Raw genomic sequence first — 15,690 nt, 5'->3', positions numbered from 1 at the left:
GAAAATCTGCACTCGCGAGAGTAGACATTGCAGGACGCCGGAGGTAGTGTTCTTCTCGTACTCGCAGAGATCAGTTCGGCGGGGCAGATGACGCAACTGCCCCGCACGCAGGTCGAGGAACGGCAGTCGAGCGGTGTGGCCGGACGTTGGGGGCTCCACCGTTGACTGCCGGGCCAGGCGGCCCTCGGGGCCGCAGGCAGTTCTGCAAGATCAAGCAGCGCATGACAGAGCAGTGGAAAAGGAGGAGAGAGCGCCATCAGGATCGCCCGGGCAGGGCATACCGCCCGGGTACCGCAGACCCCGGATTGGAAGGTGGTCCCCGGTCACGCAACCGCGATCCCTGCGCCGCCGTCCTGTCAGACCGCGGCGCGGAATACAGAAGCCGGCACAGGCAGCCGGTAGATGGTGTTGATCCCCTCGGGGCCCTGGTGCCGCATGGCACCAGGGCCCCTCGACGCGTGAACCGAGAGGTGCCAGTGGCCGCAGACAAGCCCACCCCGTCGAGCAACCTCGACGACGACGACTACCCCGCCTACACCATGGGGCGGGCAGCCGAGATGCTCGGCACCACCCCCGCCTTCCTGCGAGCCATCGGCGAAGCAAAGCTGATCGTGCCGCTGCGCTCGGAGGGGGGCCACCGCCGCTACTCCCGCTACCAGCTGCGGCTGGCCACCCGGGCCCGCGAGCTGGTCGACCAGGGAACCTCCGTGGAGGCGGCCTGCCGCATCATCATCCTCGAGGACCAGCTCGAAGAGGCCCGGCGCATCAACGAACAGCTGCGCGACGGGATGTCCCCGGACCCGCAGACCGACGTCTGAAGCCTCCGCCGCACCCTGCGCATGCCCTCCGGGGCGCCGACGGGCAAGCGCCTCCCGCCCGAGCGGTTCATCCGGCCACTGAGGCGGAGCCCCAGGGTGCACCGAGGAGACCGGGGCCGGCCGGCGGCGAGCGCCCCGCCTTTGGCCACGCCGGCAATTCCGTCAACTGCCCGGACACCGAAATCTATTTCCGCCGCTACAGAAACTTGAGTAATGCGCGAGGAGAAGTTTTGCCCCGGCGGACTCGGGCGCGAGGAGCGGTCGTAACCCGGGGAGTGGCCGTGCTACGGTTACGTCCAGTTGCAGTTGTGGTTACCTGAAACTTCAAGCGCTCCTCCGGATCCCGGAAAGAGCCTTGCGTTTATCCGGTGCACGGAGGGTTATCATCGCGGCAACCCTGGTTCCCGCGCAGTGCGGGCTCCGGGCACCGCCTTGAAGGAGATATATTTTGGCTACTGGCACCGTTAAGTGGTTCAACGCGGAAAAGGGCTTCGGCTTCATCGAGCAGGAGGGCGGCGGCGCAGACGTGTTCGCCCACTTCTCGAACATCAACGCCACCGGCTTCCGTGAGCTGCTCGAAGGCCAGACAGTGAACTTCGATGTCACGCAGGGCCAGAAGGGCCTCCAGGCGGAGAACATCGTTCCCGCCTGACGCTGACATGCACGACGAGCTGGGGCACGCGCTTGCGTGCGGCCCCGGCTCGTTGCGTTGTTTCCCGCTCACCCCGATAGTGACATGTGAGCGGCAGCGCCATCAGTCGTCACGTCGCCGAACATGGAGCGGCACCTGCCCCGCTCTTCACGGCTCACCCGCACCGTTGTTTTCCGACCGCCCCCGGCGGGCAGCGGACCGGTGCGTTTCCTGACGACTCCGTAGCTATTTTTGTCACGGATTGTTCGTCTTTCTTCGGCTCGGTCTTGTGAATCCTTGTGCGGCGCATGCTGCGTGAATTCCTCGATTCGTGCCGCATCGAGGAAGGTTCTGCATGAGCCGTACTGCTCGCACCACTGCCGGCTCCCCCCGCGGACGCGGCCGGGACAGCCGCCGCTCGCAGGCCACCCACCGGGCCGGGCCCCCGCGTTCGGCCAAGCGCCCGGCGCAGGGACGGCCCTCGGGCCCCCCGAAGGAATTCGCGCTGCCGGTCACCCACACCCCGCCGCTGCCGGCCGTCGAGACGTTCGCCGGCCTCGACATGCCCGACCGCCTCAAGACCACGCTGCGCGCCCAGGGAATGAGCGCCCCGTTCCCCATCCAGGCAGCGACGCTGCCCAACGCGCTGGCCGGCCGGGACGTCCTGGGCCGCGGCCGCACCGGCTCGGGCAAGACCCTCGCCTTCGGTCTCGCCCTGCTGGCCCGGACCCATGGGCAGCGCGCCGAACCCCGGCACCCGCTGGGACTGGTCCTCGTTCCCACCCGGGAACTGGCCCAGCAGGTGACCGCGGCACTCACCCCCTACGCACGCCCGCTGCGGCTGCGGCTCACCACCGTCGTCGGCGGCATGTCGATCAGCCGTCAGGCACGCGATCTGAAGGCCGGCAGCGAAGTCGTGATCGCCACCCCCGGCCGGCTCAAGGATCTCGTCGAACGCGGCGACTGCGCACTGGACCAGGTGGCCATCACGGTGCTGGACGAAGCCGACCAGATGGCCGACATGGGCTTCATGCCCCAGGTCACCCACCTGCTCGACCAGGTACGCCCCGGCGGGCAGCGGCTGCTGTTCTCCGCCACCTTGGACCGCAACGTCGACCTGTTGGTGCGCCGCTATCTGAGCGACCCGGTGGTCCACTCCGTCGACCCCTCCGCGGGCGCGGTGACCGCCATGGAACACCACCTGCTGCATGTACAGGGGGTCGACAAGCAAGCGGCGGTCACCGAGATCGCGGCCCGCGACGGGCGGGTGATCATGTTCCTGGACACCAAGCACGCGGTGGACCGGCTGACCCGGGATCTACTGGCGGTCGGGGTGCGCGCCTCCGCGCTGCACGGCGGGAAGTCGCAGGCTCAGCGCACCCGGACCCTCGCCGGGTTCAAGTCCGGTCACGCGAACGTCCTGGTGGCCACCAACGTCGCGGCGCGCGGCATCCACGTCGACGATCTCGACCTCGTCGTCAACGTCGACCCGCCGAGCGACCACAAGGACTACCTGCACCGCGGCGGTCGCACCGCCCGCGCCGGTGAGTCGGGCACCGTCGTCACCCTGGTCCTTCCCGCACAGCGGCGTGGCATGAACCGCCTGATGTCGGACGCCTCCATCACGCCGGAGCAGACCCGAGTCCGCTCCGGCGACGCCGACTTGGGGCGCATCACCGGTGCGCGGACGCCTTCTGGCATCCCGCTCACCGTCGCGGACACCGAACCGCCCAAGCCCGCCCCCACGCAGCGGACGGGGCGTGGGAGGTCCGCCGCCCGCCGGGGGCGCCGCTCCTCCTTCAGGACGGCCGCGTAGTCCCCGCCCTGGCCCTCCGGCAGGCCGCTTGGTCACGGGGACGGCGAAGGGGGGCAACGCCCGTGCCGTGGATGAGCAATCGGCCTGCTGAGAGGGAGCACACCGGACCACCTCATCCAGGGCGTCCGCCCCTCGAGGGTGCTTGCTGCCGGTGTCCGCGGACTACAGGACCGGAACGGCACCGGCCGCGGTCGCAGGTCCCAGAGCGGAGGCCGGGTACGACCGGCGTCCGATGCGGGTCCGAGCGCGGCGTGTGACGCTGCTCGTATGACGGAGACGAGACCCGCCGGCCCTCCCGGCACCCCGGGCGACCCCCGTGACCAGGCGTTCGACGCCGCCGAGTGGGAGTATCTGGCCTCCCAGCGGCTGGGGCGGCTGGCGACCGTGGACTCCCGCGGCCAGCCGCAGAACAACCCCGTCGGCTTCTTTCCGCAGCAGGACGGCACCATCCTGGTGGGCGGCTATGCGCTGGGGACGACGAAGAAGTGGCGCAACCTCCGGGCGCAGCCCCGGCTCGCCCTCGTGGTGGACGACATCGTCAGCTTCTCGCCGTGGCGGGTACGCGGCGTGGAGGTGCGGGGCGTCGCCGAACTGCGCGAGGGGCCGCACGGGCTGGGCCCGCACTTCAGCGAGGAGCTGATCGTCATCCACCCGCGCCGGGTCCTCAGTTGGGGGCTGGAGGAGGCGTGAGTCCGGTCGTGTGCCACAGGTGGTGCAGCGCGTAGGAGCGCCAGGGGCGCCACCGGTCGGCCTGCCCGGCCTCCGCACCGATCAGCGCCAGCCCGTGCCGCACTCCCGCGTCGCCGGAGAGGAAGACGTCCGGGTCGCCCAGGGCGCGCATCCGGATGTAGCCCGCAGTCCACGGCCCGATTCCGGGAAGCGCCAGCAGGGCGCGTTCGGTCTCCTCCCGGTCGGCGCCGGGGTCGAGCACGACGGTGCCGTCCGCGAGTGCCGCCGCGACGGTCCGGATGGTGCGGCGGCGGGTCCGCGGCATGCCCAGTTCGCCCAGCGGCGCCTCGGCGAGCGTTCCGGCGTCCGGGAACAGGTGGGTGAGAGTGCCCTCCGGGGCCGCCAGCGGTTTGCCGTAGGCGGCGACCAGCGCGCCGCCCAGCGTCCGGGCGGCACCCACGGTGACCTGCTGGCCGAGTACGGCGCGAACCGCCAGCTCGTGCGTGTCGGCGGCGCCGGGCGAGCGCAGCCCGGGCGTCCGGGAGACGAGCCGGCCCAGGTCCGGCTCGCCACCGAGTCGCTCGCCGACCGCGTAGGGGTCCGCGTCCAGGTCGAAGAGGCGCCGCACGCGCTGCACGGCGGTCGTCAGGTCCCGCAGGTCCCCCAGGTGCAGCCGGCAGTCCAGCCAGCCCTTGCCGCTGCGCGCCGCGCACTCGTCGACCTCGGCGATCCCGATGCCGTAGGGCAGGTTCAGGGTCCGCCGGTAGGTGCGGCCGCCGGGGGCACCCCGCACGTCCTCGACGCCCGGTACGGCGCGGCGGGCCAGGAAGCCGAAGACCTGTCCGGTGTCGTAGCCGCCTCGGTAGGCGAGCCGCAGCGGCACCCCGGCGACGGCCGCACCTCCGTGCGCCGCCGCCTCGCGCGCCTCTGGGCGGCCCGCTGGGCCGTGTCCGCCGCGTGCGGAGGCCGCGCGCAGTGCGCTCGGGGTGCGGGCGTAGATCTCGCGGACGGTGTCGTTGAACTGCCGCACGCTGGCGAATCCGGCGGCGAACGCGATCTGGGTGACGGGCAGCGGCGTGGTCTGGAGCAGCACCCGGGCGGTGTGCGCCCGCTGGGCCCGGGCCAGGGCCACGGGGCCGGCGCCGAGTTCGGCGGTGAGCTGGCGCTGCACCTGGCGGGAGCTGTAGCCCAGTCGGCGGGAGAGGCCCGCCACGCCCTCGCGGTCCACCACCCCGTCGGAGATCATCCGCATCGCGCGGCCCACCAGGTCGGCGCGTACGTTCCACTCGGCGGATCCGGGCACCGCGTCCGGGCGGCAGCGGCGGCAGGCGCGGAAGCCCGCGGCCTGGGCCGCCGCCGCGGTGGGGTAGAAGCGGACGTTCTCCCGCTTGGGGGTCACCGCGGGGCAGCTCGGCCGGCAGTAGATCCCGGTGGTGCGCACTCCGAGGAAGAACACTCCGTCGAAGCGCGCGTCTCTGCTGCGTACCGCCTCGTACCTGCTGTCTTCTGTCGTCACGTCCTCCAGTGTGGAAGAGCGCCGGGCCAGGAGCTAGCGGGAATCGGACGCGGCTGTCGGTCCGTCCTCGGGCGGCTGCGGACCTACCGGGAGGCGTTGCAGCAGTCCCCAGGTGAACTCCGCGACGACCGCGTGCGAGGTGCCGGCGCGGTCCGGTGCCGTGCAGGCGAGCCGCTGGCGGTTGGGGGCCGAGCCCTCGCGCGGCTGCGCGGGCTGGAAGGCGCGGGCGGCCTCGTCGACGGTGCAGGACCAGGGGACCAGGTCCTCGACGGTGCGCAGCCGGGGCCCGGGGGCGCCGGGGGCGCGCACCAGCCACGCGTTCCACGCGGGCCCCCCGCCGGGCGCGCTCAGCACCTCGAAGCGCAGGTCGGGCCAGAGCGGCAGGGTCCAGGAACGCGCTCGGCACACCAGGTCCCCGAGTCGGCGCTGCTCGGTGCTCCCGGGCGGGCCGAGGACCGCACGGTAGGGCGCGGAGGTGCCGCGGGGTGCGTGGAGCATCCCCTGCCAGCGTTTGTTGGCCTCGCGCATGGCCGCCCGGTCGACGCCGAGTTCCCGCAGCGCCGCGTCCACCCTGCCGGGCTGGAAGTCCGCCATCCTGCGCAGCAGCACGAGCTGGAACTCCAGCGCGCCGAACGCCGCCGGGGGGCCGGTCGGGGGGCCCATCAGGCGGGTGGGCGGGGTGGCGGGTGCGGCGGCATGGTGGGGACGGTACCAACCGTCCCCACCATGGCTCTCCGGGCGCTACGCCTTGCGGCGCGGGCCGCGCTTGCGCTCGCCCAGGTGGCGGCCGAGCTCCTGGCGCTGTTTGAACAGTTTGCGCTGCTGGGCGCGCAGCCGCGCGTCCGTGCGGGCGGCCAGCCGGGTGTTCTCGCGCAGCAGCTTGCGGTAGCTGTGCAGGCGCCGTTCGGGCAGCGTGCCGCTCTCCACCGCGGCGAGCACCGCGCATCCGGGCTCCGCGTCGTGGGCGCAGTCCTGGAAGCGGCAGTCGGCGGCGAGCTCCTCGATCTCGGAGAACGCCTGGCCGAGCCCCTCCCCGGCGTCCCACAGCCCGACACCCCGCAGACCGGGGGTGTCGATGAGGACGCCGCCGCCGCGCTCCGCGGCCAGCGGCAGCAGATTGCGGGTGGTGGTGGTGTGCCGGCCCTTGCCGTCCTGGTCCCGGATGGCCTGGACACGCTGTGTCCGATGCCCCAGCAGCGCGTTGGCCAGCGAGGACTTGCCCGCTCCCGACTGGCCGAGCAGTGCTGTGGTACCGCCCGCGAGGGAGGCCGCCAGGGAGTCGAGCCCCTGGCCGGTCCGCGCGCTGACGGGCAGCACCCGGACGCCGGGCGCGGAGGTCTCCGCGTCGGCGACCAGGTGCGCGACGGTGGCCTCGTCGGGTACGAGGTCCGCCTTGGTGAGGGCGAGCAGCGGCTGCGCGCCGCTGCTCCAGGCCAGCGAGACGAACCGCTCGATCCGGCCCAGGTCCAGCTCCGCGTCGAGGGACACGGCGATCAGCGCGTGGTCCACGTTGGCGGCCAGGACCTGGCCCTCGGAACGCTTGGAGGAGGTGGAGCGGACGAAGGCGGTACGCCGGGGCAGCAGGGTGCGGACGTGGGGCGGGGCGCCGGTGGCGTCGACGACCGCCCAGTCGCCGGTGCACACGACCCGCATCGGGTCGCGCGGGACGACGTACTCGGTGTCGGCGCGCAGGGTGCCCGCCGGGGTGACCAGATCGCACTGGCCGCGGTCGACCCGCACCACCCGGCCGGGCAGCGGGTCGGGCCCGGCGGCGGCCGGGTTCGCGGTCGCCCGCAGGAAGTCGGCCTGCCATCCGGCGTCCCAGCCGTAGGCGGCCAGCGCCGGGTGCTCAGGGGGTGCGGGGGTGTCGGTCGTGCTCGGTGACGTGCTCTGCGACAAGGGAGGACCCTTCACATGGGTGGCCCCGGCCCGGCGCAGGAAGGGTTTGCCGGTTCAGCCGGTGGCCACGGAGGTGGGTGTGACGGACTGGATGCGGGCAGGGCCCGGCGTGGTGACAGCCATCGGTCGCACCTCCGTGCTCGTCGCAGGGACACGGCGGTCGTGGTGCCGCCGTGCGGAATGCGAGGACAGTAGCGGGCTCCGACATCCGCCCGCCACTGTTTTTCCGGCTTCCCTCCCGCGTGTTCTCCGGCGCCCCTTCCGCGTGCCGCCGCCGCGCGGCCGCCTGCGCCCTCCTCGGCGGTACCCGGCCGGCCCGGCGGTCAGGTGCCGGTGCCCCCGCTCCCGGAGTCGCGAGCGCGGGTCAGGTGCCGGTGCCGCCCCTCCCGGCGTCGCGCCGGGCGGACTCGGCGGGTTCCTTGAGGTCCTCGCGCTCGTGCCCGCGGGGACGCAGCAGCCGGCCGCGGACGTCGGACGGAGGCAGGAACTTGGTCCAGCGCTCCGGGAACTCGGCGGGCGCGTCCTGGTCGAAGGGGTCGTCGTCCTCGATCTCGTCGCTCTCGTCCCCGGTGCGGCGACGGCGCCGGGCCTGGACGGCGGCGACGACCTCGGCCGCGGCCTCCTCGCGGCGGCGCTCGTTGGCGCGCCGTGCCGCCGCGGTGGCCACCGAGGGCCACACGTGGTCGATGGCCGCGTTGACCGCGGCCCCCACCAGCACCGCGAACGCCGAGACGCCGATCCACAGCAGCACGGCGACGGGTGCGGCCAGGGAGCCGTAGATCGTGGGTCCCTCGACGGTGTTGGTCAGGTACAGCCGCAGCAGGAAGCTGCCGAGCACCCACATCACGAGCGCCACCGACGCCCCGGGGATGTCTTCGCGCCAGGGGGAGCGCACGGGCACGGAGACGTGGTAGAGCGTGGTGAGGAAGACGATGGACAGCAGCAGGACGACCGGCCAGTAGAAGGCGCTGACCAGCCACTGGGCCTGTGGCACCAGGCGCAGCACCGCGTCCGGTCCGGCCACCATGAGGGGCAGCGCCACCGCGCCGATCACCAGCGCGACGAGGTACAGCACGAAGGCCAGCAGCCGCGTCTTGACGATGCCGCGCCGTCCGTCCAGCCCGTACATCACGGTGATGGTGTCGATGAAGACGTTCACCGCGCGGGAGCCTGACCACAGGGCCAGTGCGAAGCCGAGGGAGATGACGTCGGGTCCGCCGCCCCGGATGACGTCGTCGATCAGGGGGCGCGCGAGCTGGTCGACGCCCCGGTCGGAGAGCACGGTGGCGGAGGCGTCCAGGAAGTTCTGCCGGATGGTCTCGATCGTGTCGGCGCCCACCCAGTCGAGGTAGCCGAGCGAGCCGATCAGGCCGAGCAGCAGCGGGGGGATCGAGATCAGGGTGAAGAACGCCGCCTCGGCGGCCAGCCCCAGGACGCGGTACTCCATGCAGGAGTTGACGGTGTCCTTGAGCAGCAGCCAGGCCATCCTCCTCTTGGGGACGTCCCGGTACTTCACCCGTGCCCTGCGGAACTGGTTGCGGGACCGGCGGGGAGCCCACTTCAGGGCCCGTCCGGCGGTCTGCTCAGGGGTTTCCTCGACTGCACGCACCTCTTTAACGTATCGGTATGCCACCCTCGACACACACCGTGACCAACCAGGCCTCACCGCTGACCGACTACGACGTCTTCGCAACCGACGCCGCGCTGGCCGAGGGCGTCGCCCGGCACATCGCCCCCGAGCAGGCCGAGGAGGCCCGGGCCGAGCTGGCCGGGCTGGGCCGTGCGGCGGGCTCCGCGCAGGCGCAGGAGTGGGGCAGGAAGGCGAACGAGAACCCGCCGGTGCTGCGCACCCACGACCGGTTCGGGCACCGGATCGACGAGGTGGAGTTCCACCCGGCGTGGCACCACCTGATGGAGCGGGCGGTGGACGCCGGGTTGACGGACGCCTGGTCGCGGCCCGACGGGCAGCTCCGCCGCACGGCGGGATTCTACGTGTGGTCGCAGGTGGAGGCCGGGCACAGCTGCCCCGTCTCGATGACGCACGCGGCGGTGCCGGCGCTGCGCAAGGAGCCGGAGCTGGCCGCCGAGTGGGAGCCGCGGCTGAGCTCGCACCGCTACGACTACGGCCTGGACCGGCCGGCGAGCGCCAAGCTCGGGGCGATCGCCGGGATGGGCATGACCGAGAAGCAGGGCGGCAGCGACGTCCGGGCCAACACCACCGAGGCCGTGCCGCTCTCCGGCGAGGGCGAGTACACGCTGCTGGGGCACAAGTGGTTCTGCTCGGCGCCGATGTCGGACGTCTTCCTGGTGCTGGCGCGGACGGCACCGGCGGCCGGGGACGGCGGTCTGACGTGCTTCCTGGTGCCGCGGGTGCTGCCGGACGGCACCCGCAACGCGTTCCGCATCCAGCGGCTGAAGGACAAGCTGGGCAACCGCTCCAACGCCTCCGGTGAGATCGAGTTCGACGGCACGACCTGGGCGCGCCGGGTGGGCGAGGAGGGCCGCGGGGTGGCCACCATCATCGAGATGGTGGCCGCGACCCGGCTGGACTGCGTGACGGGCTCGGCCGCGCTGATGCGGCAGGCGTTGGCTCAGGCCACGCACCACACCGCGCACCGTTCGGCGTTCGGCAGGCCGCTGGTCGAGCAGCCGCTGATGCGCAATGTGCTGGCGGACATGGCGCTGGAGTCGGAGGCTGCCACCACGCTGGCGCTGCGGCTGGCCGCGGCCTACGACAGCGCGGCGGGTGAGGGCCCGCAGGCGGACGCCGACCGCGCGTTCCTGCGGCTTGCGCTGCCGGCGGCGAAGTACTGGGTGACCAAGCGGTGCGTGCCGCTGACGGGCGAGGCGCTGGAGTGCCTGGGCGGGAACGGCTATGTGGAGGAGTCGCCGATGCCGCGGCTGCTGCGCGAGGCGCCGCTCAACTCGCTGTGGGAGGGCTCGGGGAACGTGCAGGCGCTCGACGTGCTGCGCGCGCTGCAACGCTCGCCGCAGTCGCTGGACGCGTTCCTGACCGAGATCGGGCGGGCGCACGGCGCGGACCACCGGCTGGACGCCGCCGTCAAGGACGTGTTCGCGCAGTTGGCGGACCTGGAGGGGATCGAGGCGCGGGCCCGGCGGCTGGTGGAGCGGATGGCGCTGGTGCTGCAGGGCTCGCTGCTGGTGCGGTTCGCACCGACGGCGGTCTCGGATGCGTTCTGCGCCTCGCGGCTGGGCGGCGACTGGGGGGCGGCCCTCGGCACGCTGCCCTCGGGTGCCGATCTGGCGGCGCTGGTGGAGCGGGCGCTGCCGCAGATGTAGCCGCTCAGTTCCCGGGTGCGGTGCCCGCCGGGGGTGCCGCGCCCAGCATCCGGTCCAGGGCCCGGCGGGTGCGGGCCGGTGCGGTGGCGTCGGCGAAGAGCTGCAGTTCCTGGTTGAGTCCCATGTAGAGCCCGTGCAGTTCGAAGGCGAGCTGTTCGGGATCCTCGCCGCGGCCGAGTTCTCCCACCTCGACGGCGATCCGCAGGTCGTTCACCAGGAGGCGCCGTCCGCGCAGCATGAACCGGGCCACGGTGTCGTGGACGGGGCCGCCGCGGGTGTCGAACTCGACGGAGGCGGCGGTGAACAGGCAGCCGCCGGGGAAGGCCGTGCGTTCCTGTTCCAGGTAGCGGATCCACGCCTCGCAGAAGGCGCGCAGCCGGACCAGGCCCGGCTGCAGGTCGGCGACGGGTTCCCAGACCAGCCGGGTGAAGAGTCCGGAGGCGCCGTGCAGGGCGGCGAGTTGCAGCGCCTGCTTGGTGCCGAAATGTCCCAGCACACCCGCCTTGCTCATGCCGAGGTCGGTGGCGAGCCGTCCGATCGTCAGCCCCTCCAACCCCTCGACGGAGCCGATGGCGACGCTGCGCTCGATGATCCGCTCCCGCGTGCGACGGGCCTCGGCGGCGGACTTGCGTGGGCTCATGCCTCCATCGTATCCGGCCCCCCATTTAACTTCCGATCGATCGGTTGCTATATTTCCGGCGCCGGACCCGCATCGAGAACGTCCGGCGCCGGACGTTCTCGGCGCGCAGCCCCCTACGCCCGGCTCCCATCCCCCACAGCGAGGAGAACACCACCGTGCCGGGAACCCGCATCGCCGCCCTGGGCCACCACCAGCCCGACCGCGTCCTGACCAACGACGACCTGGCGGGCCTGGTCGACACCGACGACGCCTGGATCCGGCGGCGCACCGGGATCGCCACCCGGCGCATCGCGGCCGAGGGCGAGACGGTCGCCGACCTGGCCGCCCCGGCCGCGGGCAAGGCGCTGGCCGCCGCCGGACTCGCCCCCGAGGACATCGGCCTGGTGGTCCTGGCCACCTGCTCGGCGCGGGACCGCTGCCCCAGCAACGCGGCCCAGGTCGCCCGCGCCCTGGGGATCCCCTCCGCGGTCGCCTACGACCTCAACAACGGCTGCGCCGGCTTCTGCACCGCGCTCGCCTCCGCGAGCCACTCGGTGCGCGCGGGCGCCGCCCGGCACGCGCTGGTGATCGGCGCGGAGAAGATGTCCGACGTCACCGACTGGACGGACCGCAGCACCTGCGTACTGCTGGGGGACGGCGCGGGCGCGGCGGTCGTCAGCGCCGTCCCGGACGGCGACGCGGCGGCGGAGCGGGGACCGGAGGGCATCGGGCCCGTCGAGTGGGGCTCGGACCCGACGCGGGGCGAACTGGTGCGGCTGCTGAACGACTGGCAGCCGTACTTCGCCCAGGAGGGGCAGGCGGTCTTCCGCTGGGTCACCACCGAACTCCCCGCCGTGGCCCGCCGCGCCTGCGAACGGGCCGGGCTGGCACCCGGCGACCTGGCGGGGGTGGTCACCCACCAGGCCAACCTGCGGCTGATCGAGGCCCTGCTGGAGCGGCTGGGCCTGCCCGAGGACGCGGTGGTCGCCCAGGACGTGGTCGAGTCCGGCAACACCTCCGCCGCCTCCGTGCCGCTGGCGCTGGCCAAGCTGGTGGAGCGGCGGGAGCTCGCACCAGGCGCCCCGGTGCTGCTGTTCGGCTTCGGCGGCGGCCTGTCCTGGGCGGGCCAGGTGGTGCGCTGCCCGTGACGGCGCCTCCGGCGGCGACTGGCAGGATCGACCCCATGGACACCGAAACCGTCGAGGATGCCGCCACCGAACTCGTCGTCGCGGCGGCCGCCGTCGTCGAGCGGGGGAGGCTGCTCGTGGTGAGCAAGCACGCCGCGCCCGACCTGTTCTATCTGCCCGGCGGCAAGCCGGAGCCCGGCGAGAGCCTGCGCGTCGCGCTGGAGCGCGAACTGCGTGAGGAGCTGGGCGTCCCGCCGTCGTCCGCCACCCCGCTCACCGAGGTACGGGCGACGGCGGCGCTGGAGGGGGTGCCGATGCGGCTGGTGGTCTTCCGGGCCGACCTGGCCGGACGGCCCGCGCCGGCCGCAGAGATCGCCGCGCTCCGCTGGACGGGCGCGGCGGTCGACCCGGGGCTCAACCTGGCCCCGGCCGTGCGGAACCACGTCCTGCCGCTGGTGGTGTGAGTCCGAATCTTCCCGCCGGTGGTGCAGCTCAGTCCGCTGCCAGATCCGCCGCCCAGGGCGGGTTCGCGCCGCGCACCGAGACGACCGCGGCGGCGACCCGGACGCCGAACTCCAGCGCCTCGGTGACCTGCTGCCCGGTGAGGCCGCCCAGCCTCCCGCCGAGTGCTCCTGCGGCCCGCAGGGCGTGCAGGAAGCCCGCCATGAACGAGTCACCCGCACCGACCGTGTCCACGACCGGGGTGGGCGGGGTCGGGACGCGGACCCGGGCCCCGTCCAGCGAGGCCAGCACGCCCTCGGCGCCGAGGGTGACCACGACCAGCGGCACACCCTCCGCGTGGAAGGCGTCGGCGCCCTCCTCCGGGGTGGCGCCGGGCCGCAGGTGGGCCAGGTCGTCGTCGGACAGCCGCAGGATGTCGGCCGCCGCGCACCAGCGGGGCAGCGCCGCACGGTAGTCGGCGGGCTCGACGAGCAGCGGCCGGACGTTGGGGTCGACCGAGACGGTGGCCCGCTCGCGTATGTCCGCCAGCAGGCGCTCCACGGCCGCCGCGCCGGGCTGCCGGACCAGGGCGAGCGAGCCGGTGTGCAGGCAGCCGACGGGATCGGCGGTGGCGGCGGCGAGTTCGGCGTCGGTCCACTGCCAGTCGGCGGTCCGCTGTGCGTGGAAGGAGTAGTCGGCGCTGCCGTCCTCGGCCAGATCGGCCACGGCCAGGGTGCTGGGCTCGGGCGCGGCGCGTACCGCGTGGCCCAGGTCGACGCCGGACTCCGCGAGCCGGGAGGCGAACAGCCGCCCGAAGACGTCGTGCGAGAGCCGCCCCAGGAAGCGGGTCGGGGTGCCCAGCCGGGCCAGCGCCACGGCCGTGTTGGCGGGCCCGCCGCCGGGGAAGACGTCCAGCGCGAGCGGCGCCGGGGCGGCGTCCCCCAAGCTGCGCGGTTCGGTCACGAACGCGTCGGCGACGCACTCGCCCAGCACGGCGATGGGAAGTTCAGCGGTCATCTCGGCCCTTCCGGTCTCACAACTCGGCGCCTCTCCGGCCCTGTCGGCACCACCGTACGGTCACCGGGTCCGGCGGGAGCGGCCCGGCAGGGCCCGCAGCTCCGGCACCCCCAGCAGCCGCCCCAGCACGAGGTAGCCGGCGGCCAGCGCGAGGACGCCGGCCGCCAGGGACAGCGCCGCGGGCAGCGTGCCCCCGCCGAGGGTGCGCCGCACCGCGTCCGCCGCCGCCCAGCCGAGCCCGGCGGCCAGGGCCGACGCGAGGGCCACCTTCCGGTACGCCCGCGCCAGTCCTCCCGAGCCGTCGAGCGGGCCGGACAGCCTGCGGCGCAGCAGCCGGAGCGTGAGCAGCAGTCCGGCGGCGTAGGCCAGTGCGTAGCCGGCGGCCATGCCGGTCACCGACCAGCGGGGCGGCAGCAGCAGATGGCAGCCGGTGGCCAGGGCGATGTTCACGGCCGCGATGAACGCGGCCGTCCAGAAAGGGGTGCGGGTGTCCTCGAAGGCGTAGAAGCCGCGCAGCAGCAGATACTGCGCCGAGAAGGGGATCAGGCCGAGTCCGAACGCCTGGAGCATCTGCCCCAGGGGCCGGGCCGATTCGGCGTCCGCGGCGCCGTGTGCGAACAGCAGTGCGGCGATCTGCGGGCCGAGCGCGAGGAAGAGGAAGGCGGTGGGGACGATGGCGGCGCCGGTGAGCCGGAGCCCGCGGGCCAGATCGGCGCGCAGGTCCGCGTGCCGACCCTCGGTCACCGCGCGGCTCATCCGGGGCAGCAGCGCCGTCACCAGCGAGACGGTCACGATGGACTGCGGCAGCATCCAGATCGTCTGCGCGTAGGTGTAGGCCGAGTATCCGGCGCCCGCGTCGGGGAGCGCCTGGTCGGCGGCGTTGGCGTAGTTGGTGACGACGGTGAGCGCGGCCTGGTTGGCCAGCACGAACAGCAGCGTCCACTTGGCGGCGTGCGCGCTGCGGCCCAGGCCGGTGCCGCGCCAGTCGAAGCGCGGCCGGAAGCGGAATCCGGCGGCGCGCACGAACGGGACCAGCGCGAGGGCCTGCAGGGCGATGCCGCCGGTGGTGCCCAGGCCCAGCAGCCGCACCTGGGTGCCGGTGATGTCCGCGACCCGGTCGGGGACGGTCATCATGCCCAGATAGACGCCGAACATCGTGATGAGGACGACGTTGTTCAGGATCGGCGTCCACATCATCGCGCCGAACTTCTCGCGCGCGTTGAGGACCTGGCCGAGGATCGCGAACAGCCCGTAGAAGAAGATCTGCGGCAGCAGGAAGCGGGCGAAGACGACGGTCAGCTCGAACGCCTCGTGCTGTGCGGGCGTGTCCCGCATGTAGAGGCCCACGATCTGCGGCGCCGCCCAGACGGCGAGTGCCGTGCCGAGTGCGAGCACGGTGACCACGAGGGTCACCAGACGCTGCTCGTACGCCCTGCCGCCGTCGGCGTGCGTGGCCCGGGCCCGCACGAGTTGCGGCACCAGTACGGCGTTGAGGGCCCCGCCGATCAGCAGGGTGTAGAGGCTGGTGGGCACGGTGTTGGCGGTGTTGTACGTGCTGGCCAGCAGCCCGGTGCCGAGCGCCGCAGCCTGCAGCACCTGCCGGATGAGTCCGGTGGCCCGCGAGACGACGGTGCCCGCCGCCATCAGCAGCGACGAGCGGGCGAGCCCCGTCCGGCCGGGGGCTGTCGGGGACTCGGGCGCTGTCCGCGCAGCGGCCACCGGCCGCGTTCCGTCTGCCATCCGGACAATCTAAGGGCAGTTGATCACCTTCCGTGAATCACCGCTGCGGGGCATGGGCGCGCCCCCCGCCTCACGGACGGGCCGCGCGCTGCGTCCC

General features: G+C 73.4%; 14 protein-coding genes. 7 read left to right on the top strand and 7 right to left on the bottom strand.

The genetic code is table 11. From position 1 onward, the window contains the following. The first annotated feature begins 476 nt into the window (after positions 1–476). The 4 genes from ACFYMO_RS00160 to ACFYMO_RS00145 all read left to right on the top strand — a co-directional run bounded on the left by ACFYMO_RS00160 (position 477) and on the right by ACFYMO_RS00145 (position 3,955). On the top strand, positions 477–818 hold the full coding sequence (locus ACFYMO_RS00160; RefSeq protein WP_388543209.1) for a MerR family transcriptional regulator: 342 nt from the start codon (positions 477–479) through the stop codon (positions 816–818). A 448-nt stretch (positions 819–1,266) separates the two neighbouring features. Further along, positions 1,267–1,470: a cold-shock protein gene (locus tag ACFYMO_RS00155; protein WP_276477264.1), complete on the top strand. Its 204-nt coding sequence runs from the start codon at positions 1,267–1,269 to the stop codon at positions 1,468–1,470. Between the two features lie 334 nt (positions 1,471–1,804). Continuing rightward, positions 1,805–3,265, top strand: a complete 1,461-nt coding sequence (locus ACFYMO_RS00150; RefSeq protein ID WP_366772738.1) for a DEAD/DEAH box helicase — start codon at positions 1,805–1,807, stop codon at positions 3,263–3,265. Between the two features lie 267 nt (positions 3,266–3,532). Continuing rightward, on the top strand, positions 3,533–3,955 hold the full coding sequence (locus ACFYMO_RS00145; RefSeq protein WP_366772739.1) for a PPOX class F420-dependent oxidoreductase: 423 nt from the start codon (positions 3,533–3,535) through the stop codon (positions 3,953–3,955). On the opposite strand, the gene ACFYMO_RS00140 is transcribed toward ACFYMO_RS00145, so the two are convergent. The 4 genes from ACFYMO_RS00140 to ACFYMO_RS00125 all read right to left on the bottom strand — a co-directional run bounded on the left by ACFYMO_RS00140 (position 3,930) and on the right by ACFYMO_RS00125 (position 8,958). Continuing rightward, on the bottom strand, positions 3,930–5,450 hold the full coding sequence (locus ACFYMO_RS00140; protein WP_366772740.1) for an AlkA N-terminal domain-containing protein: 1,521 nt from the start codon (positions 5,448–5,450) through the stop codon (positions 3,930–3,932). The genes ACFYMO_RS00145 and ACFYMO_RS00140 overlap by 26 nt on opposite strands. A gap of 33 nt (positions 5,451–5,483) precedes the next feature. Then, entirely contained in the window at positions 5,484–6,113 is a 630-nt protein-coding gene (locus tag ACFYMO_RS00135; protein ID WP_366772741.1) for a hypothetical protein, read from the bottom strand. 78 nt (positions 6,114–6,191) lie between these two features. Then, positions 6,192–7,349, bottom strand: a complete 1,158-nt coding sequence (rsgA, locus tag ACFYMO_RS00130; protein WP_388543205.1) for a ribosome small subunit-dependent GTPase A — start codon at positions 7,347–7,349, stop codon at positions 6,192–6,194. 364 nt (positions 7,350–7,713) lie between these two features. Continuing rightward, positions 7,714–8,958 carry a YihY/virulence factor BrkB family protein gene (locus ACFYMO_RS00125; protein WP_366772743.1) on the bottom strand — a complete coding sequence of 415 codons (1,245 nt, stop codon included), beginning with the start codon at positions 8,956–8,958 and terminating at the stop codon, positions 7,714–7,716. A 17-nt stretch (positions 8,959–8,975) separates the two neighbouring features. On the opposite strand from ACFYMO_RS00125, the gene ACFYMO_RS00120 reads away from it, so the two are divergent. Continuing rightward, the gene (locus tag ACFYMO_RS00120) at positions 8,976–10,649 is read left to right on the top strand and encodes an acyl-CoA dehydrogenase family protein (RefSeq protein ID WP_388543203.1); all 1,674 of its coding nucleotides are present in this window, start codon (positions 8,976–8,978) and stop codon (positions 10,647–10,649) included. A gap of 4 nt (positions 10,650–10,653) precedes the next feature. On the opposite strand, the gene ACFYMO_RS00115 is transcribed toward ACFYMO_RS00120, so the two are convergent. Further along, positions 10,654–11,289: a TetR family transcriptional regulator C-terminal domain-containing protein gene (locus ACFYMO_RS00115; protein ID WP_366772745.1), complete on the bottom strand. Its 636-nt coding sequence runs from the start codon at positions 11,287–11,289 to the stop codon at positions 10,654–10,656. 155 nt (positions 11,290–11,444) lie between these two features. Between ACFYMO_RS00115 and ACFYMO_RS00110 the strand changes: the two genes are divergently transcribed. Together ACFYMO_RS00110 and ACFYMO_RS00105 are read left to right on the top strand one after the other, a co-directional pair. Next, a complete protein-coding gene (locus ACFYMO_RS00110) occupies positions 11,445–12,416 on the top strand; it encodes a beta-ketoacyl-ACP synthase III (RefSeq protein ID WP_366772746.1) in 972 nt (323 codons plus the stop codon). Positions 12,417–12,451: 35 nt separating this feature from the next. Then, complete coding sequence (locus ACFYMO_RS00105; protein WP_366772747.1) at positions 12,452–12,859, top strand: NUDIX domain-containing protein; 408 nt, start codon at positions 12,452–12,454, stop codon at positions 12,857–12,859. A 28-nt stretch (positions 12,860–12,887) separates the two neighbouring features. Here the strand turns inward: ACFYMO_RS00105 and ACFYMO_RS00100 are convergent, their stop codons facing one another. Together ACFYMO_RS00100 and murJ are read right to left on the bottom strand one after the other, a co-directional pair. Continuing rightward, entirely contained in the window at positions 12,888–13,853 is a 966-nt protein-coding gene (locus tag ACFYMO_RS00100; protein WP_366772748.1) for a carbohydrate kinase, read from the bottom strand. Positions 13,854–13,913: 60 nt separating this feature from the next. Further along, positions 13,914–15,593, bottom strand: a complete 1,680-nt coding sequence (murJ, locus tag ACFYMO_RS00095) for a murein biosynthesis integral membrane protein MurJ (RefSeq protein ID WP_366772749.1) — start codon at positions 15,591–15,593, stop codon at positions 13,914–13,916. Between the last annotated feature and the right edge of the window lie 97 nt (positions 15,594–15,690).

Origin of the sequence: Streptomyces sp. NPDC007025 (assembly GCF_042869455.1) — a bacterium.
Taxonomy (GTDB): Bacteria; Actinomycetota; Actinomycetes; order Streptomycetales; family Streptomycetaceae; genus Streptomyces.
Note: the sequence above shows the minus strand (reverse complement) of the source record. Positions and strands in the feature narration are given on the sequence as shown.